Source organism: Streptomyces sp. NPDC097107 (assembly GCF_044762405.1).
GTDB classification, from domain to species: domain Bacteria; phylum Actinomycetota; class Actinomycetes; order Streptomycetales; family Streptomycetaceae; genus Streptomyces; species Streptomyces thinghirensis.
The window spans coordinates 64,172-86,593 of sequence record NZ_JBIWEF010000005.1 but is presented as its reverse complement, the minus strand read 5'-3'; the positions used below and the strand labels follow the sequence as shown (position 1 = coordinate 86,593).

Below are 22,422 nucleotides of genomic sequence, written 5' to 3'. Positions count from 1 at the left end.
GGGTGCGCGCCGCGGACCGCCTCCCCCGTCAAGCTCGCCCTTCGCCCCCTTCAGTCGCGTGCTCCCCCGCACTTGCCCCTTCCACGCAGGTCTCCTTCCGGCCCCTGGCCTCTGCCCCCGAGACGTGCGACCGCGTTCGGGCCGTCCGTGCGCCGCCCGGGCGTTCACCACCCGCCGGAGTACGAGGACGCCCGATCCTCCCGCCCGGCTCACGGCCCTGCGCCCTCGCACGGCGTCGGGCTCCATCGGCCGGGACGACGGAGCCCGTGCGGCGCCGGCGGCCGGGTGGCGCCTGCGAAGCGGACGAGGGCTCGGCCGGCCGGCGGTGCGCGGGCCCGTCGGCCTGCTCTCCCCCGCCCGAGGCGTCGCCTCCGCCTCCGCGGCCCCCGCGCTCCGCTCGCAGGCAGCGGCGGACCGACTCGGGATCGAGGCCCTCGTTGCACGCCTGGTGCAGGAGCCGGGCGAAGAGGTAGTCGGGATCTGCGCCGAGTGCCATGGCCAGAGCCTCCCGGGCCTCCAGCTCATCGCCGGCGGACCACGCGACCCAGCCCGCGAGCGTGAGGGGCGCGGCCGCGTGTTCGCCGTAGGAGCGGACGCAGCGACGGGCCAGGGCCCGCCAGAGGCGCAACGCGGGTCCCGCCTCGTCACCCTCCATCCACTCCGCCGCATGGTCACGGGTCGTACGGTCCTGGAGGCCGAGGATCAACGCCGCCGCCTCGTCGTGCCCGAGCAGTTGGTCGTCGCGCAGATCCTCGGCGGGCACGCCGGACACGGGCAGGGCGTCCGTGAGGCGTCGCATGACCCGCCGCGCCAGGTCCAGCGTCTCCTCGGCCACCTCCGAACGCCCGGCGTCATCGAGGATCCTGGAGACCACTGTGACGGCGGCCGCGTCCAGGGCTGCCTCCTGTTCGAGGGCCGCGGCGTTCTCCCGGGGCAGCAACCTGGCCCGCAGCTCGCTCAGCGAACCGCGCACCTGGATACCGGCGTAGGTGGCCGCCGCGGCCAGCACGGACGTGCCCGGCATCCCCATGGGGATGCCCTCCGCCGGGCAGCAGGCTTCCTCGTCGCAGCAGTACGACCAGAAGCGGCCCGCCGAGATGCACAGCGCCTCGACGACCGGTACGTCGAGGGCGCCGCACTCGACGCGCAGTTTCTGGGCCAGTGGCCGCAGTCGCTCCATCACCTCCCGGCCGGTCTCGCCCCGCGCCGGTTCCTGGCAGAGGTAGGCGACCATCTGCTCGGGCCTCACGCCTCGGCGCTCGCTGCCGGTCACCAGCCCGTGGACCAGCTGTCCGGCGGCGCCTGTCCAGTCGTCCGCGTTCGCGGGAATGCCGAGCCGGGCCCGGCCCCCGAAACGGCCCCGTCCGTCCCTGTCGCGCAGGGCGGCCAGGACGATGCTGTCCTCGGGTCGGTACCCGAGCAGGTATGGCAGGGCGTCGGCCAACTCGGCGGGGGTGCGCAGGGTGACCTGGTGCTCGTCGCCGGGGCCGTCGTACCCGGTGCGGGCCGTGCGGCCGGGCCGCACGGGGCCCGGGGTGTCGCCGTTCTCGGAGGATCCAGTCGCTTCGCTGTGGTTCGTCATGGCCCGACGATCTCGCGGATTCAGAAGTTCCGCTTTGCCCTGTGGATAACTCCCATCAGGGACACGCCACCCGGCGGCGCCCGGTGACCGCACCGCCCCGCCCCACCGCCCGGCTGTCAGTCCCGTCCTGTTGTATGTAACGCATGGAGCACACGAGCAACGCGGATCTCCGGACAGCCGCCGACACGGTCCTCGCCCGCCTCGTCGGGGACGCCTCCGGCACGGCCCGGCTGCGGGAGGACCAGTGGCGGGCGATCGAGGCACTGGTCGCCGACCGGCGCCGGGCCCTGGTCGTCCAGCGCACCGGATGGGGCAAGTCCGCGGTCTACTTCGTGGCGACCGCGCTGCTCCGCGACCGGGGAGCCGGGCCCACCGTGATCGTCTCCCCGCTGCTCGCGCTGATGCGCAACCAGGTCGGGGCCGCGGCACGGGCCGGCATCCGCGCCCGGACCATCAACTCCTCCAACACCGAGGAGTGGGACGCGGTCCAGGAGGAGATCGCCGCGGGCGAGGTCGACGTTCTGCTGGTGAGTCCCGAGCGGCTCAACAACCCGGACTTCCGCGATCAGGTGCTGCCCAAGCTCTCCGCCGCGACCGGGCTGCTCGTGGTGGACGAGGCCCACTGCATCTCCGACTGGGGCCACGACTTCCGCCCGGACTACCGGCGGCTGCGCACGATGCTCACCGACCTCCCGCCCGGTGTGCCCGTCCTGGCGACCACCGCCACCGCCAACGCGCGCGTGACCGCCGACGTGGCGGAGCAACTCGGCACCGGCGGTACGTCGGACGCGCTGGTGCTGCGCGGCCCGCTGGACCGGGAGAGCCTCAGCCTGGGCGTGCTGCGACTGTCCGACGCCGCGCACCGGATGGCCTGGCTCGCCGACCACCTCCACCGGCTCCCGGGTTCCGGGATCATCTACACCCTCACCGTGGCCGCCGCCGAGGAGGTCACCGCCTTCCTGCGGCAGCGCGGCCACACCGTCGCCTCCTACACCGGCAAGACCGAGAACGCGGACCGGCAGCAGGCCGAGGACGACCTGCTCGCCAACCGGGTCAAGGCGCTGGTCGCCACTTCCGCGCTCGGCATGGGATTCGACAAGCCCGACCTCGGCTTCGTCGTGCACCTGGGCTCGCCCTCCTCCCCCATCGCGTACTACCAGCAGGTCGGCCGTGCCGGGCGCGGTGTCGAGCATGCCGAGGTGCTCCTTCTGCCGGGGAAGGAGGACGAGGCGATCTGGGAGTACTTCGCCTCGCTGGCCTTCCCGTCGGAGGAGTTGGTGCGCCGCACGCTCGACATCCTCGCGGGTGCGGAGCGCCCCCTGTCCCTGCCCGCTCTGGAGCCCTTGGTGGAGCTGCGCCGCTCCCGCCTGGAGACCATGCTCAAGGTCCTCGACGTGGACGGCGCGGTCAAGCGGGTCAAGGGCGGCTGGATCGCGACCGGGCAGCCGTGGACGTACGACGCGGAGCGGTACGACTGGGTCGCGCGGCAGCGGAAGGCCGAGCAGCAGGCGATGCGCGACTACGCCTCGACGACGGACTGCCGGATGGAGTTCCTGCAACGCCAGCTGGACGACGAGGGTGCCAAGCCCTGTGGCCACTGCGACAACTGCGCGGGCCCGCGCTTCACCGCGGACACCTCCACCGACTCCCTCGACGCCGCGCGGGTCGATCTGGGCCGGGCCGGCGTCGAGGTGGAACCCCGCCGCATGTGGCCGACCGGGCTTCCGGCCATCGGCGTCGAGCTGAAGGGGCGCATTCCGGCCGGAGAACAGGCGGAGCCGGGCCGGGCATTGGGCCGGCTGTCCGACATCGGCTGGGGCAACCGCTTGCGACCGATGCTCTCGGCCCAGGCGCCGGACGGTCCTGTGCCGGACGACGTCGCGAAGGCCGTCGTGGCTGTGCTCGCCGACTGGGCGAAGAGTCCCGGCGGCTGGGCCTCGGACGCGGCCGACGGCCGGCCGCGCCCCGTCGGGGTGGTGACCGTCGCCTCGCGCACCCGGCCCCAGCTGATCCACTCTCTCGGTGCACGCATCGCCGAGGTCGGCCGGCTGCCGCTGCTCGGTTCGGTCGAGTACACGGGCGAGGTATCCAGGACGTCCCGCAGCAACAGCGCGCAGCGACTCAAGGCACTCGACGGCACGCTGACGGTCCCGTCCGCCCTCGCCACCACGCTCACCGGACTCGAGGGCCCTGTTCTGCTCGTGGACGACTGCACCGAGACCGGCTGGACCCTCGCGGTGGCGGCCCGGCTGCTCCGCCGTGCCGGTGCCCGAGGGGTGTTGCCACTGGTCCTGGCCGTGCAAGGCTGATCGCCGGCCGCGGCGCACGTCGTCGGGCCCAAGCGCGGCGGCGGGTGGGGCGTCCCGTGCGTCACCCGGGTGCGCTCTGGGTAGGGATATAGGGCGCGCATCATCCGATAACGGTCGTCGGTCCCAATTGCTCGTTGCCGCAACCAAGTTCGACAGGAAGAATTGCAGTCCGCTCCCCGCACGGCTCGTCCGTGATCCGGCAGGGCTTCACTGCGGTGCGCGCTCCCCCGAATCCGATCCCGCCCGCAGTGCGGGCGCGTAGCCGAAGGGAGGAATGTGACCTTCGGATTCGCTCCGTCCTCGGCGGCTTCATTGTCGCCGTCCGCCGCCTCCGCCACCCGCCTGCTCGAACCGGCGGAGTGGGCCGCCGCCGGGATCCCGCTGCTGCGCGATCCACGGGAGATCGTCGGCGGACTGCATTCGCGGCACCGCCCCAAACCGGCGACCGCGATCGTGGCCGTGCTCGATCCGGACGAACGACTGCGTGCGAGCGCCTCGTTCACCAGCCGCCGGGTCCCCGCCGACGGATGGATGTTCCGCAACACACTGCTCGCCCAGCTTCGCCGGGTCATCCCGCACGACCTGCGGCGTCGCACCCCGGTGCGCACCGCCGTACTGCTCTACTGCCGCGAGGGCGATGCGCGTTGGACGGAGGAGGACGGCGCGTGGATGTGGGGGCTGCGGGACGCGTGCACACTGCACGGGCTGCGCTGCGGCGCGTACATCACGCTGACCCGTGACGGCTGGCAGGTCCTCGGCGAGGGCCGTGGGGGGCGTCGGCCCAACGCCGCGTCCGTGCCGGAGCCGTTCGCCACGTCGGAGACGTCGCCACCGCCACCGCGCACCGGCGGCGTCGCCTCGGACGTGCTGCGCCGCGCGGCGGCTCGCTGAGCGCCACGGGCGCGGAGCACCTTCGGGTACGGCCGCGGCGTCCAGGTCTGTGAGAGCACCTGGCGACACCCGACTACGTCACCGAGTGGGCGTTGCCGTCCGGGCATGCCGGAGCCGCCACCGTGCGGGGGCCGACTCGGCGGCCCCCGTGTCGCATCGGCGTCCGCCGGGTACGGCGGAACTGGCTCAGACGCCCGCGCCCAGCACCGAGTTGATCCGCTGCGGGTCACCGCAGACGATCAGCAACGCGCCGGCCCGGGAGCGGGCCACGGACAGGGCGGTGACAGCGGCGGCCTCGGGGCCGCCACTGAGCGCGACCACGACCACGGCCCTCGGCGCGGCACGCTCCGCGACGGCGGCGTCCGCGTAGAAGACGTCGTCGCCCGCGTCGTGTTGTGCCCAGTAGGCGGCATCGCCGAAGGACAGTTCGTGGACGGCCCACGGGTGCGGTTCGCCGGTGGTGATCACCAGCACGTCACCGGGGGTGCGACCCGAGTCCAGCAGCAAGTCCACGGCCTCCTCGGCGGCGTCGAGCGCGCCTTCGGGAGAGGCCGGGATCAGTTGGATCTGCGGGGCGGCCGGGGCGGCTGCGGGAGCCGGACCCGACGGGGCGGGTTGGGGCGCGGCCGTGTCGCGCGACGCGCGCTGCGCCGGCGGCGCCGGCCGCGCGGGACCGGGACGGCCGGGGCGCGGCGGAGCCGCGGGTCGGGGGCCGGGTACGGGGCGAGGGGTCGGCGCGGTGCGGCCGCTGGCCGGAGTGGCGCGGGGACCCTGGGCCTGCTCGTGAATCTGAGGCTCCTCGGGAATGAGAGGCATGAGCTGATATTTATCAAACGTTGGTGCGGCTCGCGTCGGCGGGTGACACATGCCTGCGAGCGGAAGCGTCAGAAATCGAATCCGAGCTGGCCCTCGATTTCCGGAACACTTCCGTCCACCCAGCTGCGGACCTTCTTGAGGTGCCGCCACTGGGGCAGCGCATCAAGATACGCCCACGACAACCGGTGGTGCGGGGTGGGTCCCCGTTCCTCCAGTGCGGCCTTGTGCACGGGCGACGGATACCCGGCGTTGTCCGCGAAACCGAAGTCTGCATGGTCGATACCCAGTTCGGCCATCATTTTGTCGCGCTGGACCTTGGCGAGCACCGATGCGGCCGCGACGGCCACGCAGGACTGGTCGCCCTTGATCACCGTACGGACCCTCCAAGGCGTCCCGAGATAGTCGTGCTTGCCGTCGAGGATGACGGCGTCGGGGCGGATCGGCAGGGTCTCCAAGGCGCGCACCGCCGCGAGTCGCAGCGCCGCGGTCATGCCCAGCGCGTCGATCTCCTCCGGAGAGGCGTGCCCCAAGGTGTACGAAGTCACCCAGGTCCGCAGCTCCGCGGCGAGTTCCGTGCGTCGCTTGATGGTGAGCAGCTTGGAGTCGGTGAGGCCGGCCGGGGGCCGGCGAAGTCCGGTGATCGCGGCACAGACGGTGACCGGCCCGGCCCAGGCACCGCGCCCCACCTCGTCGACACCGGCAATGATCTTCGCTCCGGTCGTGGCGCGGAGAGAGCGCTCGACGGTGTGAGTAGGTGGTTCGTACGGCATGGCGTGCTTAGCCTACGCCGCCCCGAACCTCCGGCGACACCCCGGTTCCCCAAACGGGACCGGGGCTCGTGCAGCCGGGAGTCAGACGCTGTCGGGCCGCAGCAGCGGCACCATCAGCTGGTCGATCATTTCCTCGATCTCCTGGTCCGCCCATTCGCTTGCACAAATCTTGGAGCGGTACATCATCATCGCCGGGATGGCGTCGAAGACGTATCCGTTTGCCGCGTCGCGCCGGACCTCGCCCCGCTCTATTCCGCGGTTGATGACCTCGCGGAGCATCGTCAGAGTCGGCTCGACCACCCCCTTGAGGATCACCGCGTGGAAACGCTCCGCCTGCGTGCTGTCGCATTCGTGAATCACCGAGCGCAAGGCGAAACCGGGGCGGGAGAACATCGCGTCGCGTGCCCTCACACACAGCGCCAGGAGGTCCTCGCGCACGCTCCCGAGGTCGGGCACCGTGTCGAAACGCGGCAGCCCGGACCGGAGCGCGTCCGCGACGAGGTCCTCCTTGGACGGCCAGCGGCGATAGACCGCCGCCTTGCCGGTCTGGGCTCCGGCGGCCACACCCTCCATCGTCAGACCGTTCCAGCCGACGGTGCCGAGCTGGTCCAGCGCGGCGTCGAGGATCGCGCGTTCGAGGACCGCGCCACGCCTGCGGGAGGGTGTCTGGGCGGAGGCGGCCGCCCAGTGCGAAGCAACCATGTCGAGGGTCTCCAGGAAGCGGGATACGGGTTTTCGGGGTCAGAGGCCTTCCGCGCGGCCACAACGGGGGGACGGCGCGCACGGCGGCACCACAAGTGAACGCTTGCGTTCACTGTTGGGGAGTCACTAACGTTGAAGCAACAGTGAACGCCAGCGTTCACTAAGTCGGTCGTGGGGGACACATAGTGACAACCTCTTCTCTGATCAAAGACCAGAAGCCGGGAGCTGCCCGCCGGGAGGGGCGTCCCGGCATCGCGCTCACGGTCATCGCGGCCTGCCAACTCATGGTGGTACTCGACGCGACGATTGTGAACATCGCTCTCCCGCACATTCAAGAAGCGCTGAGCTTCAGCACCACCGACCTCACCTGGGTCGTCAGCGCCTACACGCTCACCTTCGGCGGTCTCCTCCTGCTCGGCGGGCGAGCCGGTGACATCCTCGGCCGTCGGCGGGTCTTCATGACCGGCATCCTGCTGTTCACCTTCGCCTCGCTGCTCGGTGGCTTCGCCCAGGAACCCTGGCAACTGCTGGCGGCGCGCGTCCTGCAAGGTGTGGGAGGGGCCATCGCGTCGCCCACGTCGCTGGCCCTCATAACCACCACCTTCCCCGAAGGGCCGGAACGCAACCGGGCCTTCGGCGTCTTCGCGGCCGTATCCGCGGGCGGTGGCGCCATCGGCCTGCTGGCGGGCGGCATGCTCACCGAGTGGCTCGACTGGCGCTGGGTGCTCTTCGTCAACGTGCCGATCGGTGTGTTGATCGCGGTGCTCACCCCGCTGTACATCAGCGAGTCCGAGCGGCACTCCGGACGCTTCGACATCGCCGGAGCGGTGACCTCGACGGCGGGCATGGCGTCTCTCGTCTACGGCTTCATCCGGGCCGCGGACGAGGGCTGGCGGGACAACCTGACCATCGGTTCCTTCGCGGCCGCGGTGGTCCTGCTGTTGTCCTTCGCGTTCATCGAATCGCGGGCCAAGGAGCCGATCACCCCGCTGAGGATGTTCGCCGACCGCAATCGCGCCGGCACGTACGTGATCATGCTGAGCCTGGCAGCGGCGATGTTCGGCATGTTCTTCTACATCGTGCTGTTCGTTCAGAACGTACTGGGCTACACCCCCATCCAGGCCGGTCTGGCCTTCCTCCCGGTCACGGTGGTGATCGCGCTCGGGGCGGGGCTGTCGCAGCGGTTCCTGCCCGTGTTCGGCCCTAAGCCGTTCATGGTCGTGGGCTCGACACTCGCCGCGGTCGGCCTCGGCTGGCAGGCCCTCATCAGCTCCGACAGCTCCTATGCCGGCGGAGTCCTCGGCCCGATGCTGATCTTCGGATTCGGCATGGGCCTGAACTTCGTGACGCTGACGCTGACCGCGGTCTCCGGAGTGGCCCAGCACGAGGCAGGCGCGGCGTCCGGCCTGCTCAACGCGATGCAGCAGGTGGGCGGATCGATCGGCCTCGCGATCCTGACGACGGTGTTCGGCACGGCGACCAAGGACGAGGCGGAGAAACAGGGGGCGGACTTCCTCACCAACGGCTCCGCGGAACAGAAGGCGGAGTTCACCCAGACGCACCAGCTGCCGGCGCCATGGGGGCACGAAGTGCTGGCGCAGGGCATCTCGGCGGCCTTCCTTCCGGCTGCTGCCATGGCCGTACTCGCCCTGGCCACGGCGTGGCTGGTGATCCGGGTGCGCAAGAGCGATCTGGAGGCCCTGTCCGGCTCGGCCGGGCCGGGCATCGGCTGACGGTACGCCACCGCGGGCTGGGCGAGGGCGGTGTCCACCGGCGGGCGCCGGGCACGCCTGCCGATGTCCGCCCCGACGGCTCGCGGTCGCCGGCGCGCTCAACCGGGCGCGCAGCACGAGGGGCAGCGGCGCGAGAGACAGCAGCGCGAGGACCGGCAACAGCAAGGCCCCCATGACCCACCCCCTCGTGACACTCCGGGCTGTGCGGGGCTCATGCCTCGCACAGCGGATGTCACGACAACGGACGACCGGTCACGGAGAGTTCCCGTCACACACGGAGAGTTGAAGCGAATTACTCGTCCCCTCCGTCGGCGCCCCTCGCGGGCCGGCTAGGCCGACGTCACCATCCACTCGGGCAGCGCCTCGACCCGCCCGGCCCATTCGCCCGGCGGCGCTCCCGCCTTGGCGGCGGCGACCACTCCGCCCACGATGGCGCAGGTCGTGTCCACGTCCCCGCCGACCTGGGCGGTCGTCCAGAAAGCACGCTCGTAGTCGCCCAGGGCGCGGGCCGCGGACCAGAGAGCGAAGGGGACCGTGTCATGAGCGGTCGTACGCCTGCCGCAACCCAGTACCGCCGCGACCGTGGCCGCGTCGCCGTAGTCGAGCATGTCCCGGGCGCGGCGGAGTCCGGCGCCGACCGCGCTCTTCGGTACCAGGGCGACGACCCCGTCGAGGAGCGCGTGCGGGGTGGGCGGGCCTGCGGGGTCCGCGGCCAGGGCTGCGGCAGCGGCGACCGCCATGGCGCCGACCACCGCCTCGCGGTGCTGGTGCGTGGGGTAGGCCGAGATCTCCGCCTGATGGGTCGCCTGCTCGGGGTCGTCCGCGTACCAGGCGCCCAGCGGGGCGATACGCATGGCGGCGCCGTTGCCCCAGGACCCCTGGCCGTTGAACAGCGCGGCGGAGAGTTCGCGCCAGTCGCCGCCCTCCCGGACCAGTCGCAGGAGGCGGTTGACCGCGGGGCCGTAGCCGCGGTCGAAGTCGTGGTGCCGGGCGAAGGAGAGCGCCAGCGCGTCCTGGTCGATGCGGTGGTGCGTGGCCAGGACGGAGATCACGGAGCAGGCCATTTCCGTGTCGTCCGTCCACTGCCAGGTGCCTGGGGGCAGCTCGCGGAGTCTCAGCAGCGGGTAGTTCGCGGGCACGAAGAACTGTGAGCCCAGCGCGTCCCCCACCGACAGTCCGCGCAGGCTGGACAGGGCCCGGTCCAGGCGCACGTCGGGAGATGAATGAGCGGTCATCGCACTGCCACTCTATCCGGTGATCCCGTACGGTTCCGGATCTCGCCAGCGTTCGAAGGGGCGGTCAAGGGTGTACTTGCCGTCCTCACCGAGAACGAGCATCCGCATCTCACCGTTCCCGGGGTTCGACAGCGACTCGAATTCCGCGACCGTCCAGTGGAACCACCGCATGCAGAACAGCCGCATGGCCAGACCGTGGGTCACCAGCAGCACGTTCGGCGGATGATCGGGGTCCTCGAAGCTGCGGAACAGACTCTCCAGGAAGCCGCCGACCCGGTCGTACACGTCGGCTCCGGACTCGCCCTGGGCGAAGCGGTAGAAGAAGTGGCCATAGGCGTCCCGGTAGGCCTTCTGCAGACGCACGTCGTCCCGGTCCTGCCAGTTGCCCCAGTCCTGCTCACGGAGCCGTGGCTCCTCCCGTATCCGTATGAGTCCCGGGTCGAGGTTGAAGGCGTGCAGCGTCTCGTGCGTCCGACGGTACGGGGAGACGTACACGCTGACCCGCTCGCCGCCGAACACCTCTCGCAGCCCCTTGCCCGTCTCCTCCGCCTGCGCCCGGCCCTGCGCGGTGAGGGCCAGCGCGTGGTCGGGTTCGCGCTCGTACACGGAGTCATCGACGTTGCCCGTCGACTCGCCGTGGCGGACAAGAACGATGCGCCGTGGTCGTGCCATGCCAGAACCCTAGATCGGGTCGGGCGGAAGCAAGCACTCGAACGGGCCCCAGACGGCGTACGTCACACAGTTCCCACATCCCGGCCGGCGCACGTCGACACCCGAAGAGTCGATCCGGAGCTCAAACGGTCCAGGTGGGTTCCAGTTGCACGATGTCCCCCGTCAGGGCCGCGATGTCGGCCTCCGTCTGGGCGCGCAGAGCGAGCCGCTCCACCCGCTCGGTGCGGTACTTGCCGTGCTCGGCGGCCGACCGCCACATGGACAGCACCAGGTACTCGTTCCCCGGCGCCTCGCCGAACAGCCCGCGGATCATGCCGGGTGAGCCGGCCATCGCGGGGTTCCAGACCTTCTCCTGCATGAGGACATAGTGCTCGGCCCGCTCCTCGTGGACGCGGCAGAGCGCCACCCGCACCAGGTCGGCGTCCGTGAAACGCGGTTCGAACCCGGTCTTCACATCGAACCGGTAGTCGAAGAGCCTGACCTGGGCGTTCTTGAAGGTGCCCGCCTGGGCATGGGCAAGGCGGTCGTGCGAGCGGGCCATGAAGGAGTCGTAGAAGGCACGGCTCTCCCAGAAGGCGAAGACGTGCGCCACGTCCGGCCGTCCCCGGCTCCAGCCACCCCCCTGCCCGCGAAAACCCGGCTCCCCCGGAAGCCCCGCCCACTTCCGCTGCCCCCGCTCGAAACCGCGGCGGTCCACCACGGTGCAGCGAATCCACTTGACCAGCACCGCGCCATGGTAAGGCCAGGGAAGGTGGCACCGGTCACTCTCCGGGGGGCCGCTTGCCCGCAACTGCCTCGCTGTGCGTGGCAGGATGGACAACCGGCCGTCACCGCTCGGCACTTGAGGTGGCCGGGCAGGGCGGGGGACCTGGGAAGGGGAAGTTCGTGAACGGCCTCAGCAAGGGAATCGGCAAGGTCGAGGTCGCACTGCGGTGGGACCCGAGTCCGGCGGGTGAGCCGCCCGCCGACCTGGATGTCGTCGCCGGGACCTATCCGGCGGACGATCCGTACGGTGATCCCGCCTACGTGGTGCACTTCGACAGCCGCTCCCCCGACGGCACCATCTATCTCAACCGGGACAGCCAGGACGGCAAGGGCTTCGGTTTCGACGAGGTCATGACCCTGGAGCTGGAGCGGCTCGACGCCCGGTACGCGCGCGTGGTGGTGGGCGTCGCGATCCAGCAGCGTACCGAGGACCGGACCTTCACCGACGTGACCAACCCGGGCCTGCGCATCAGGGAGGGTTACACCGACCTCGCCACGGACGACTTCAGCGGTGTGCCGGCGGCGACGGCGGCGACGGTCGCGGAGTTCGTCCGCGACGAGACGGGGGCCTGGGAGTTCCGTGCCGGGGTGCACGGCTTCGAGGGTGATCCCCCGACGTTCGCACGCGTGATGGGCCGGGCCCGCCGCCCCTGACGTCAGTAAGGGGCGCCCGCCAGTGGCGGGCGCCCCTTACTCATGTGGACCTACGCGTCAGCTGCAACCGCTGGTCGAACCGCAGCCCTCACAGATGTAGCAGGAACCGGCGCGCTGCATCTTCGTGCCGCAGGAGAAGCACAACGGTGCGTCGGCCTGGATGCCCAGCTGCATCTCCACCAGCTCGGCGCTGGTGTGCGCCTGCTGCGGAGCGGGCTTGGCCGCCTCGACCTCGGCCTTCGGCGTGGCGACGGCCTTCAGCTCCTGGGCGCGCGGCGCCGACTGGGCCAGGCCCTCGACGTCGAGCTCGTCGTCGGACGGCTCGTACGAACCCGTCTCCAGGTGACGCTGACGTTCTTCGGCGGAGTGGATGCCGAGCGCGGAGCGCGTCTCGAAGGGCAGGAAGTCCAGCGCCAGGCGGCGGAAGATGTAATCGACGATCGACTGCGCCATCCGCACGTCCGGGTCGTCCGTCATACCGGCCGGCTCGAAGCGCATGTTGGTGAACTTCGAGACGTACGTCTCCAGCGGTACGCCGTACTGGAGGCCGACGGAGACCGCGATGGAGAAGGCGTCCATCATGCCGGCGAGGGTCGAGCCCTGCTTGGACATCTTCAGGAAGACCTCGCCGAGACCGTCGTCCGGGTAGGAGTTGGCCGTCATGTAGCCCTCGGCGCCGCCGACCGTGAAGGAGGTGGTGATGCCGGGACGACCCTTCGGAAGGCGCTTGCGGACCGGGCGGTACTCGACGACCTTCTCGACCGTCTCGCGGATCGCCGCCTCGGTCTTCTCCGTGACCTCGGCCTTCTCCTTCTCCTTGGTCTTGGCGGAGAGGGGCTGGCCGACCTTGCAGTTGTCGCGGTAGATGGCGAGCGCCTTGACGCCCATCTTCCAGGCCTCGAAGTAGACCTCCTCGACGTCCTCGACGGTCGCCGACTCCGGCAGGTTGACCGTCTTGGAGAGGGCGCCGGAGATCCACGGCTGGATCGCGGCCATCATGCGGACGTGGCCCATCGCGGAGATGGAGCGCTCGCCCATGGCGCAGTCGAAGACCTCGTAGTGCTCGTGCTTGAGGCCGGGGGCGTCGATCACATTGCCGTGCTCGGCGATGTGGGCGACGATCGCCTCGATCTGCTCCTCCTGGTAGCCCAGGCGGCGCAGGGCCTGCGGGACGGTGCCGTTGACGATCTGCATCGAGCCGCCGCCGACCAGCTTCTTGAACTTGACCAGGGCGAGGTCGGGCTCGAGGCCGGTGGTGTCGCAGGACATCGCGAGACCGATGGTGCCGGTCGGAGCGATGACGGACGCCTGGGAGTTGCGGAAGCCGTTCTTCTCGCCGAGACGCAGCACGTCCTGCCAGGCCTCGGTGGCGGCGGCCCAGACCGGCGTGTCCAGGTCGTCCATGCGGACGGCCTTGGCGTTCTCGTCGGAGTGCTGCTTCATGACCCGAAGGTGCGGCTGCGCGTTGCGGGCGTAGCCGTCGTACTGGCCGACGATCGCGGCGAGTTCGGCGGAGCGCCGGTACGACGTGCCGGTCATCAGGGAGGTGATGGCGCCGGCCAGGGCGCGGCCGCCGTCGGAGTCGTAGGCGTGGCCGGTCGCCATCAGCAGGGCGCCGAGGTTGGCGTAGCCGATGCCGAGCTGGCGGAAGGCGCGGGTGTTCTCGCCGATCTTCTGGGTCGGGAAGTCCGCGAAGCAGATGGAGATGTCCATCGCGGTGATGACGAGCTCGACGACCTTGGCGAAGCGCTCGGCATCGAAGGACTGGTTGCCCCTGCCGTCGTCCTTCAGGAACTTCATCAGGTTCAGCGAGGCGAGGTTGCAGGACGTGTTGTCCAGGTGCATGTACTCGCTGCAGGGGTTCGAGCCGTTGATCCGGCCGGACTCCGGGCAGGTGTGCCAGTGGTTGATGGTGTCGTCGTACTGGATGCCCGGGTCGGCGCACGCCCACGCGGCCTCGGCCATCTTGCGGAAGAGCGCCTTGGCCTCTACCTCCTCGATGACCTCGCCGGTCATGCGGGACGTCAGACCGAATTTGCCGCCGTCCTGGACGGCCTTCATGAACGTGTCGTTCACGCGGACCGAGTTGTTGGCGTTCTGGTACTGGACGGACGTGATGTCGTCGCCGCCCAGGTCCATGTCGAAGCCCGCGTCGCGCAGGGCGCGGATCTTCTCCTCCTCCGAGACCTTGGTCTGGATGAAGTCCTCGATGTCGGGGTGGTCGACGTCGAGGATGACCATCTTCGCGGCCCGGCGGGTGGCGCCACCGGACTTGATCGTGCCGGCGGAGGCGTCGGCGCCGCGCATGAAGGAGACCGGCCCCGAGGCGTTGCCGCCGGAGGAGAGCAGCTCCTTGGAGGAGCGGATCCGGGAGAGGTTCAGGCCGGCGCCCGAGCCGCCCTTGAAGATCATGCCCTCTTCCTTGTACCAGTCGAGGATCGACTCCATGGAGTCGTCGACGGACAGGATGAAGCAGGCGGAGACCTGCTGCGGCTGGGGCGTGCCGACGTTGAACCAGACGGGGCTGTTGAAGCTGAAGATCTGGTGCAGGAGGGCGTAGGCCAGCTCGTGCTCGAAGATCTCGGCGTCGGCGGGCGAGGCGAAGTACTTGTGGTCCTCGCCGGCCTTCCGGTACGTCTTCACGATGCGGTCGATGAGCTGCTTCAGGCTCACCTCACGCTGCGGGGTGCCGACGGCACCCCGGAAATACTTGCTGGTGACGATGTTGACCGCGTTCACCGACCAGAACTCGGGGAACTCGACGCCACGCTGCTCGAAGTTGACCGAGCCGTCGCGCCAGTTGGTCATGACGACGTCACGACGCTCCCAGGCCACCTCGTCGTAGGGGTGGACGCCGGGAGTGGTGTGGACGCGCTCGACGCGGAGTCCCTTGCCCGCCTTCGTGCCCTTGGCGCGGGAACTCCGTGCCGGACCGCTCGCCGTCTCTGTCATGCCGCCTCCCTGTACGGGCGAAAACGCCCTGAAGTGCCCCGATTGTTCCCGTGGCACGGTGTTCTGTCTTGTGTTGCGGGCATCTCTCACACCGCCCGCAACAGGTCTTTGTCACTCGCCGCCGTCCGGCCGGGCCCGGGCGCCGAAGTCCGGGCCCGGCCCGCCGGTCAGTCGGCGGCGCCTGCGGGCTCGGGGACCTGTGCCGCCCCCGTGGATCCGCGGTCGTTCTCCTGGCTCCCCGCGCCGGCGTCGTCGCCGTCTCCGCCGGAATGCCCCGTCGCCTCCCTGAGCTCCACGATCGCGGCCTCGAAGTCCTCGAGCGAGTCGAACGCCCGGTAGACGGAGGCGAATCGCAGATACGCGACGAGGTCGAGTTCCTGCAGCGGGCCGAGTATGGCCAGCCCCACGTCGTGGGTGGTCAGCTCCGCGCTTCCGGTGGCCCGCACCGCCTCCTCGACCCGCTGGCCGAGCTGGGCGAGCGCGTCCTCGGTGACGGGCCGGCCCTGGCAGGCCTTGCGCACACCATTGATGATCTTGGTCCGGCTGAACGGTTCGGTGACCCCGGACCGCTTCACCACCATGAGCGAGCACGTCTCCACGGTCGTGAAACGACGGGAGCAGTCAGGGCACTGGCGGCGCCTGCGGATCGACGTGCCGTCGTCGGTCGTACGACTGTCGACGACGCGACTGTCGGGGTGCCTGCAGAAGGGGCAGTGCATGAACTCCGAACCCTCCTCACAGCAGACTCAATAGCCTCGAAAGACCCTTCAGGCCCCTCGAAGCAGCCCCCAGCATAGGCGATCGCGGCGGGCTCGAAGACCCGGGGGACCACAACTTGTGGGCTGCTGCTGCAATCCAACCACTAGATGTGGGGATTGGCTCATACATACACGCCCTGCACGCGTGTCGCTCCACTACGTACAGGTGCCGTACGGCCGAGGCGGCACGGCGTACGGCCGAGGCGGCACGGCGTACGGCCGAGGCGGCACGGCGGACACCCGCACGCACGCCCGTATCGCCCGCACGCACGCCCGTATCGCCCGGACGCATGCGGAGATACCGTGGGCACCGCGAGGAGGGGGCGTGGGGCTACGGCACAGATGAGGGGACCCACGCCATCGAACGGGATGCCGGATGGCAGACTGGAGCGACCTCCCCGAGGTTGTCACCACGGCGGTGAAGAGTACAGCAATGGGCCCTTATGTCCGCCAGGCACCGCGATAGCCATACACCCAGAAACACATTCCGGGCGAGCGATTCGCGATTTTTCACTCGAACGTGTGTTTGGCGCAACCTTTCGAAAGCTACTACCGTTGTGCAGCAGGGAGACCATCGAGAGGGGCCGACGTGACCACCACCGCCGACAGTGCCGCCATCACTGCCCAGGACCGCCCCCAGGGCCGACCTGAGCCGGTGCACGCGATGAGCGACGCCACGAATCCCGAGGGGCACAAGCGCTCCCTGCCAGGCCGACCTCCTGGCATCCGGGCCGACAGCTCGGGACTCACCGACCGCCAACGCCGGGTGATCGAGGTCATCCGCGACTCCGTGCAACGGCGCGGCTACCCGCCGTCGATGCGGGAGATCGGCCAGGCCGTCGGCCTTTCCAGCACCTCCTCCGTCGCGCACCAGCTGATGGCGCTGGAGCGCAAGGGCTTCCTGCGCCGGGACCCGCACCGCCCGCGCGCCTATGAGGTGCGCGGCTCCGACCAGGCCGCCTCCGTGCAGCCCACGGACACCGCGGGCAAGCCGGCCGCGTCGTACGTCCCACTCGTCGGGCGCATCGCCGCCGGTGGGCCGATCCTCGCCGAGGAGTCCGTCGAGGACGTCTTCCCCCTGCCGCGGCAGCTGGTCGGTGACGGCGAGCTGTTCGTCCTCAAGGTCGTCGGCGACTCGATGATCGAGGCCGCCATCTGCGACGGCGACTGGGTCACGGTACGCCGCCAGCCGGTCGCCGAGAACGGCGACATCGTGGCCGCGATGCTCGAGGGCGAGGCCACCGTCAAGCGCTTCAAGCGCGAAGACGGCCACGTCTGGCTCCTCCCGCACAACTCGGCATACGAGCCGATCCCCGGTGACGACGCGACCATCCTCGGCAAGGTGGTGGCCGTACTGCGCCGCGTCTGAGCGCCACGGCGGGCGGGTACGCCACGACAGCGACCCGCCGACCCGACCGGGCCCCGGAACCTCTGCGCCGGTTCCGGGGCCCCGCGCTGTGCGGAGTCGGGCCGTGGTGTCCAGCCGAGCACCCCGTCGGCGCCGGCGGGAAACCACGGGCTCAGTCGCCGTCCGTCTCTTCCGCCGCTTCCGCCGCTTCCGTCTCTTCCGTCTGCCGCGCCTTCGCGTCGATCGCGGCCAGCGACTTGCGGACCTGGTTGCGGTCAGTGGTGAACCAGAAGTCGGGCAGTGACGCCTTCAGATAGCTCCCGTACCGGGCCGTCGCCAGTCGCTGGTCCAGTACGGCGACCACGCCGCGGTCGCCCGACGCCCGTACGAGGCGGCCCGCGCCCTGGGCCATCAGCAGCGCGGCGTGCGTGGCGGCGACCGCCATGAAGCCGTTGCCGCCGGCCTCCTCCACCGCCTTCTGACGGGCGCTCATCAGAGGGTCGTCCGGGCGCGGGAACGGGATCTTGTCCATGACGACCAGCTGACAGCTCGGACCGGGCACGTCGACGCCCTGCCAGAGCGACAGCGTGCCGAAGAGGCAGGTCTTCGGGTCTGCGGCGAAGTTCTTGATCAGCTCGCCGAGTGTCTCCTCGCCCTGGAGCAGGATCGGGTACTCCGGGATGCGGGAGCGCAGTTCCTCGGCGGCCAGCTGGGCCGCCCGCATCGAGGAGAACAGTCCCAGCGTGCGGCCGCCGGCCGCCTGGATCAGCTCCGTGAGCTCGTCGAGCATGTCACCGCGGTCGCCATCCCGCGCGGGGCGCGCCAGGTGCTTGGCGACGTAGAGGATGCCCTGCTTGCGGTAGTCGAACGGCGATCCCACGTCGACGCCCTTCCACTGGGGCACGTCGTCGCCCTCGGTGCCCTCGGGGGCGAGGCCCAGGGAGGCCCCGACGCCGTTGAAGTCGCCGCCCAGCTTGAGGGTCGCGGAGGTCAGGACGACCGAGCGGTCCGCGAAGAGCTTCTCGCGCAGCAGACCCGCGACGGACATGGGAGCGACCCGCAGCGAGGCGCCACTGTGCCGATATGCGGCTCCGCCGCGGGGCTCGTGCCGCTCGTACCAGACGACGTCCCACTCGGAGCCGTTCGTGATCCGCTCCGACACGTCGTGCACGGACTCCACCGAGGCCAGCGCCTGCTTGCGGACGGCGTCCTCGTCCTGCACCGACTTGTCGCGGGTCGCGCCGATCGCGGAGATGACCGTACGGCAGGCGTCGCGCAGTGCCATGAGCGCGTAGCCGAGATCCTCCGGGACCTCCTCCAGACGCCCCGGCAGTGCCAGCTCCATCAGCCGCTCGAAACCCTCGGCCGCGGTCTGGAGCTGGTCGGCGGCCTTCTCGTTGACGAGCTTCGCGGCCCGCCGCACCGCCCGATTGACCTGGCCGGGGGTGAGCTCGCCGGTGGCGACGCCGGTGACCCGGGAGACCAACTCGTGCGCCTCGTCGACGATCAGCACCTCGTGCTGCGGCAGCACCGGAGCACCCTCGATGGCGTCGATGGCGAGAAGGGCGTGGTTGGTGACGACGACCTCGGAAAGCTTGGCGCGCTCGCGGGCCATCTCGGCGAAGCACTCGGCTCCGTACGCGCACTTCGAGGCGCCCAGGCACTCCCGGGACGACACCGACACTTGCGACCATGCCCGGTCGGACACACCGGGCGTGAGGTCGTCGCGGTCGCCGGTCTCGGTCCCGTCCGCCCAGTCGCGCATCCGCAGCAGGTCCTGGCCCAGCTTGCTGGTGGGGGCGGCGGCCTCGAACTGGTCGAAGAGGCCCTCCTCCTCGTCCTGGGGGACTCCCTCGTGGAGCCGGTGCAGGCACAGGTAGTTCGACCTGCCCTTGAGCATCGCGAACTCCGGCCGGCGGCGCAGCTGAGGGTGGAGTGCGTCGACCGTGCGGGGCAGGTCCCGCTCGACCAGCTGGCGCTGCAGGGCCAGGGTCGCGGTGGCCACGACGACCCGCTCCCCGTGCGCCAGCGCGGGCACCAGATAGCCCAGCGATTTGCCGGTGCCGGTGCCGGCCTGGACCAGCAGATGGGAGCCGCCGTCGATGGCTTCCTCGACGGCTTCGGCCATGGCCACCTGGCCGGGACGCTCCGTGCCGCCGACGGCGGTGACGGCGGCGTGCAGGAGTTCGGGGAGTGAGGGCTTCGTCATAGCGCGACCACCCTACGGCCCGGCACTGACAAACGGACGGGCGAGGCGGGAGCGAGGGACGGCAGGGGCGGGACGGATCGGGGGGAGGGCCGGGGCAAGGGTGGGCTCCTGGGCGGGCGGGGCGCCGGTCGGCGGGTGGAGGTGTCACTGATCGGGCCGTCGGAACTGGGCCGCACGACGCTACGGCAGCGTGCGCGGCGTCCGGTCCCGGATCATGAGGGCGGCTCGCTTGGCGGGCAGGTCGACCTCGGCGGCGAACCGGTATCCGGCGCCGAGGAACGCGGCGACGGAGGCCGTGTTGCGGACGTCGGGTTCGGCGAGCACGCGCGTGCAGGCGGGCCGCCTCGCGAGGACGAGGTCGGTGACGGTTCTGATCAGGGTGGTCCCGACGCCCTGCCCGCGGTCGGTGACATCGCCGATCAGGAGGTGGAGACCGGTGTCGTGCGGCCGGACAGGACAGTACCGGGCCAGCGGGTCGAGGTCGGCCCGGTAGATCTCCCAGTAGCTCATCGGCAGCCCTTCCAGCATGCCGACGCAGGGGACGCTGCGACCGTCGCCCGCGAGCTGCGCCCGTACGTGTTCCTCGGTCACGCTCCGCGGTCCGGTCAGCTCCCAGAACGCGGCGACGGCGGGGTCGTTCATCCAGCGGGTGATGATCGGGGCGTCCCGGTCGACACGGACGGGCACCAGGTGGAACAGGCCCGCGGGTGTGACGGCCGGGCCCCAGTCGGCGACACGGTCGAGCAGGTCGTCGACGGCCCGCGTCGTCTCCGTCCCGGCTTGGGCCTCCCCCTGCTTGCCCTGGCCGAAGAGGGCGACGAATTCCTCGGGCAGGTGCAGGTCCAGGGTGTCGTCGGCGCTCGCATCGGTGGAAGCCACGGTGTCGCTCTTTCGGGAGTCGGAAGGGGGGCTGGGTGGGGCCGGCAGGGCGTCGGAGAGTGGGCCGGTGAAGGGCCGGCGGTGTGCTCAGGCACGCAGCGGGTTGGTGATCGTGACGTAGGCGGACTGGGTGTCCACCGGGCCGACGAGTTCGTCCAGGCCGCGCAGCCGGGTCAGCAGGTTGGCCTTGCAGCGCAGTACGGGCGAGTCGAGGAGTTGCGCGGGCAGCGGGCTGTGCAGCGGGGCGGGGCCCGACGCGAGATCGCGCAGGAAACGGCGGAAGGCCGCGAGCAGCAGCCGCTCGTCGGCGAGGTGCTGGGAACCGAAGGCGCCGATGAGGCCGAACACGTTGTTGATGGCGAGGTAGTACGTGAATCGCTCGTCGGTGACCTCGTCGGGGACGAACGTGTCACTGTGCTCGCCGATGCCGGGCAGCCGGGCGTCGAGTTCCGCGCGGCGGGACTCGCGGAAGTAGTAGCCCTGGTTGTCGCGGTAGCGGCCGCCGGCGGGCCAGCCGTCGGCGTCCAGCAGAAGGAGGGTGTTCTGCTGGTGCGCCTCCAGGGCGATCCCGGCGTGGGCGTCCAGCCACAGGACGGGGCGTACGACGTGATGGAGATAGCGCAGGAACCACTCGGCGGCGACGGCTTGGCGGAGGCGGCCGGTCCGCCCGGCGAGTCGGGTGACGACCTCGGCCAACCGGGAGCGCGGGACGTCGGCGGCGGGCCGGCCGGAGCCGTTCGCCCGCCCCCGCGGCCGGGGCGCGACGAGGCCGGCGACACAGGAGACGTCGTCCGTGGGCCGGAAGGGGTTGTGCCGGATGACGACGTCGAGCCCTCGCACCGGCTCCCCGTCCGGTCCGTCGACGGCGAGCCAGGCCGGGTCGCGGACGATGTCGAAGTCCGGGTGGACGGCCTGCCACTGACGGGACACTCCAGCGCGCAGCAGGCGGTGGACCTCGACTCCGCGGTGGAGTTCCTTGCGGAGGTTCTCCCGGCGGGAGTTGGTGATGTGCAGGGCCAGCGAGAGCTTGAGCATGGCGGCGGCGCCGGTTCGGTAGACGGTTCGGAGCGAGGAGGTGGGATACCAGGGGGCGCCCCGGGTGCCGAGATCCCTGAGCAGCCCCGCGTCCAGCAGGGCCGCGGTCTCCGGTCGGTGCCGTACCGCGCGGTACTGCCAGGGATGCAGGGGAAGGACCGCGTAGCCCTCCGGTGGCGCCGGCCCGTCCCCCGCGAGGCGGGCGGTGAGCAGGGGCGCGGTGACCGGGCGACCGCGCTCGGTCCAGGCCGAGTCGGTGGCGAGTACGGAGGGGGCGACGGCCACCCAGTGCAGGGGAAAGGAGCCGCGCAGTTCGGGTGAGTACCGCTGTGCCTCCGCCTCCGTGAGCCCTTCTCTGCTGTTGGGTGTGGGGTGCAGTGGATGGCCGAGGAGCAGCGCCTGCTCGGCGGCGAGGAAGAGGTCGGGACCGCCATCGGAACCGCCGCCGGGGCTGCCGTCGGGGCCGTCGGGGCCGTCGGGGCCGTCGGAGGGGCGGTCTTCCCGGCGGTCGCGGAGGAAAACGGCGGTACGGCGGACGGAGTCGGCGACACGCGCGACGAGGTCGGTCCCGTCGGGGCCCGACTCGCCGGCCGTCTCCCGTACGAACAACGCGGCGACCGTGACGGCGTCGGCAGGTGGCGCCGAAGCGGGGGCGCCGGCCAGGCGCGGGAGGCCGAATCGGTGCCGTCCCGTCGGCGACCAGTAGTGGACGGGAACGGCCAGAGCAGTTCCGCTGGCCGGGAGCGGCACATGGAGGACACCGCTGCCGGAGGCGGTCGCGCCGGTTTCCCGCGCCCAGCAACGCAGCAGGTTCTCCACGGTCGCCGCCTGGGCCCCGGTGTACGGGTCCGCGTGGTCCAGGACATCGGCGGTGAGCGGAGGAGCGGGCGCCGAAAGGGCGGCGAGGGCCGGTACGGGCGCGGGCACTGGGGCAGCGGCGGCGGCCGGACCCGATCCCGGGCTGGCGGCAGCAGCAGCAGCCGGAACCGGCCCCGGATGCGCGGCGGCGGCCGACGGCGGCGCCGGAACGGCAGGGGTGGCCGACGGCGATCCGGCGATCGCGGCGGTTGTCGGTCGGGGTGTGGGGGTGGTGTGCAAGGCGGGTCCCTCGT

17 protein-coding genes are annotated in these 22,422 nt (G+C 71.0%); 5 read left to right on the top strand and 12 right to left on the bottom strand.

Going from position 1 to position 22,422, the window contains the following annotated elements:
- Positions 1-28 precede the first annotated feature (28 nt).
- Complete coding sequence (locus tag ACIQ1J_RS13135) at positions 29-1,582, bottom strand: DUF4192 domain-containing protein (RefSeq protein WP_403556780.1); 1,554 nt, start codon at positions 1,580-1,582, stop codon at positions 29-31.
- Between the two features lie 143 nt (positions 1,583-1,725).
- Between ACIQ1J_RS13135 and ACIQ1J_RS13130 the strand changes: the two genes are divergently transcribed.
- A complete protein-coding gene (locus tag ACIQ1J_RS13130) occupies positions 1,726-3,891 on the top strand; it encodes a RecQ family ATP-dependent DNA helicase (RefSeq protein ID WP_403556778.1) in 2,166 nt (721 codons plus the stop codon).
- Positions 3,892-4,167: 276 nt separating this feature from the next.
- Complete coding sequence (locus ACIQ1J_RS13125) at positions 4,168-4,782, top strand: hypothetical protein (RefSeq protein ID WP_403556776.1); 615 nt, start codon at positions 4,168-4,170, stop codon at positions 4,780-4,782.
- Between the two features lie 186 nt (positions 4,783-4,968).
- On the opposite strand, the gene ACIQ1J_RS13120 is transcribed toward ACIQ1J_RS13125, so the two are convergent.
- From ACIQ1J_RS13120 to ACIQ1J_RS13110, 3 genes are all read right to left on the bottom strand, one after another.
- Positions 4,969-5,598, bottom strand: coding sequence for a hypothetical protein (locus ACIQ1J_RS13120; RefSeq protein ID WP_210962806.1), 630 nt, complete (start codon positions 5,596-5,598; stop codon positions 4,969-4,971).
- 68 nt (positions 5,599-5,666) lie between these two features.
- Complete coding sequence (locus tag ACIQ1J_RS13115) at positions 5,667-6,368, bottom strand: ribonuclease HII (RefSeq protein ID WP_210962805.1); 702 nt, start codon at positions 6,366-6,368, stop codon at positions 5,667-5,669.
- An 81-nt stretch (positions 6,369-6,449) separates the two neighbouring features.
- Complete coding sequence (locus ACIQ1J_RS13110) at positions 6,450-7,070, bottom strand: TetR/AcrR family transcriptional regulator (protein WP_403556773.1); 621 nt, start codon at positions 7,068-7,070, stop codon at positions 6,450-6,452.
- Between the two features lie 185 nt (positions 7,071-7,255).
- On the opposite strand from ACIQ1J_RS13110, the gene ACIQ1J_RS13105 reads away from it, so the two are divergent.
- A complete protein-coding gene (locus ACIQ1J_RS13105; RefSeq protein WP_403556771.1) occupies positions 7,256-8,803 on the top strand; it encodes an MFS transporter in 1,548 nt (515 codons plus the stop codon).
- Positions 8,804-9,132: 329 nt separating this feature from the next.
- On the opposite strand, the gene ACIQ1J_RS13100 is transcribed toward ACIQ1J_RS13105, so the two are convergent.
- The 3 genes from ACIQ1J_RS13100 to ACIQ1J_RS13090 form a co-directional block, all read right to left on the bottom strand.
- Entirely contained in the window at positions 9,133-10,038 is a 906-nt protein-coding gene (locus ACIQ1J_RS13100) for an ADP-ribosylglycohydrolase family protein (protein ID WP_403556769.1), read from the bottom strand.
- A gap of 12 nt (positions 10,039-10,050) precedes the next feature.
- Positions 10,051-10,710: a histidine phosphatase family protein gene (locus ACIQ1J_RS13095; protein ID WP_210962801.1), complete on the bottom strand. Its 660-nt coding sequence runs from the start codon at positions 10,708-10,710 to the stop codon at positions 10,051-10,053.
- Between the two features lie 121 nt (positions 10,711-10,831).
- Positions 10,832-11,437 (bottom strand): YdbC family protein, encoded by a 606-nt coding sequence (locus tag ACIQ1J_RS13090; protein WP_403556767.1) that lies wholly within the window; start codon positions 11,435-11,437, stop codon positions 10,832-10,834.
- Positions 11,438-11,595: 158 nt separating this feature from the next.
- On the opposite strand from ACIQ1J_RS13090, the gene ACIQ1J_RS13085 reads away from it, so the two are divergent.
- On the top strand, positions 11,596-12,129 hold the full coding sequence (locus tag ACIQ1J_RS13085; RefSeq protein ID WP_403556765.1) for a TerD family protein: 534 nt from the start codon (positions 11,596-11,598) through the stop codon (positions 12,127-12,129).
- Between the two features lie 57 nt (positions 12,130-12,186).
- Here ACIQ1J_RS13085 and ACIQ1J_RS13080 read toward each other — a convergent pair whose 3' ends face one another.
- Both ACIQ1J_RS13080 and nrdR read right to left on the bottom strand, forming a co-directional pair.
- The gene (locus ACIQ1J_RS13080; protein ID WP_403556763.1) at positions 12,187-15,081 is read right to left on the bottom strand and encodes a vitamin B12-dependent ribonucleotide reductase; all 2,895 of its coding nucleotides are present in this window, start codon (positions 15,079-15,081) and stop codon (positions 12,187-12,189) included.
- A 167-nt stretch (positions 15,082-15,248) separates the two neighbouring features.
- Entirely contained in the window at positions 15,249-15,800 is a 552-nt protein-coding gene (gene nrdR / locus ACIQ1J_RS13075; protein ID WP_210962799.1) for a transcriptional regulator NrdR, read from the bottom strand.
- 628 nt (positions 15,801-16,428) lie between these two features.
- Between nrdR and lexA the strand changes: the two genes are divergently transcribed.
- The gene (lexA, locus tag ACIQ1J_RS13070; RefSeq protein ID WP_210962798.1) at positions 16,429-17,208 is read left to right on the top strand and encodes a transcriptional repressor LexA; all 780 of its coding nucleotides are present in this window, start codon (positions 16,429-16,431) and stop codon (positions 17,206-17,208) included.
- A 151-nt stretch (positions 17,209-17,359) separates the two neighbouring features.
- On the opposite strand, the gene ACIQ1J_RS13065 is transcribed toward lexA, so the two are convergent.
- The 3 genes from ACIQ1J_RS13065 to ACIQ1J_RS13055 form a co-directional block, all read right to left on the bottom strand.
- Positions 17,360-19,396: an ATP-dependent DNA helicase gene (locus ACIQ1J_RS13065; RefSeq protein WP_403556760.1), complete on the bottom strand. Its 2,037-nt coding sequence runs from the start codon at positions 19,394-19,396 to the stop codon at positions 17,360-17,362.
- 180 nt (positions 19,397-19,576) lie between these two features.
- On the bottom strand, positions 19,577-20,275 hold the full coding sequence (locus ACIQ1J_RS13060) for a GNAT family N-acetyltransferase (protein WP_403556758.1): 699 nt from the start codon (positions 20,273-20,275) through the stop codon (positions 19,577-19,579).
- An 87-nt stretch (positions 20,276-20,362) separates the two neighbouring features.
- Positions 20,363-22,408 (bottom strand): IucA/IucC family protein, encoded by a 2,046-nt coding sequence (locus tag ACIQ1J_RS13055; RefSeq protein ID WP_403556756.1) that lies wholly within the window; start codon positions 22,406-22,408, stop codon positions 20,363-20,365.
- Positions 22,409-22,422: the final 14 nt, after the last annotated feature.

Bases quoted from the DNA above. Each gene is read 5' to 3' on its own strand.
- ACIQ1J_RS13135 (WP_403556780.1), bottom strand. From the start codon at position 1,582: ATGACGAACCACAGCGAAGCGACTGGATCCTCCGAGAACGGCGACACC.
- ACIQ1J_RS13130 (WP_403556778.1), top strand. From the start codon at position 1,726: ATGGAGCACACGAGCAACGCGGATCTCCGGACAGCCGCCGACACGGTC.
- ACIQ1J_RS13120 (WP_210962806.1), bottom strand. From the start codon at position 5,598: ATGCCTCTCATTCCCGAGGAGCCTCAGATTCACGAGCAGGCCCAGGGT.
- ACIQ1J_RS13115 (WP_210962805.1), bottom strand. From the start codon at position 6,368: ATGCCGTACGAACCACCTACTCACACCGTCGAGCGCTCTCTCCGCGCC.
- ACIQ1J_RS13110 (WP_403556773.1), bottom strand. From the start codon at position 7,070: ATGGTTGCTTCGCACTGGGCGGCCGCCTCCGCCCAGACACCCTCCCGC.
- ACIQ1J_RS13100 (WP_403556769.1), bottom strand. From the start codon at position 10,038: ATGACCGCTCATTCATCTCCCGACGTGCGCCTGGACCGGGCCCTGTCC.
- ACIQ1J_RS13095 (WP_210962801.1), bottom strand. From the start codon at position 10,710: ATGGCACGACCACGGCGCATCGTTCTTGTCCGCCACGGCGAGTCGACG.
- ACIQ1J_RS13080 (WP_403556763.1), bottom strand. From the start codon at position 15,081: ATGACAGAGACGGCGAGCGGTCCGGCACGGAGTTCCCGCGCCAAGGGC.
- nrdR (WP_210962799.1), bottom strand. From the start codon at position 15,800: ATGCACTGCCCCTTCTGCAGGCACCCCGACAGTCGCGTCGTCGACAGT.
- ACIQ1J_RS13065 (WP_403556760.1), bottom strand. From the start codon at position 19,396: ATGACGAAGCCCTCACTCCCCGAACTCCTGCACGCCGCCGTCACCGCC.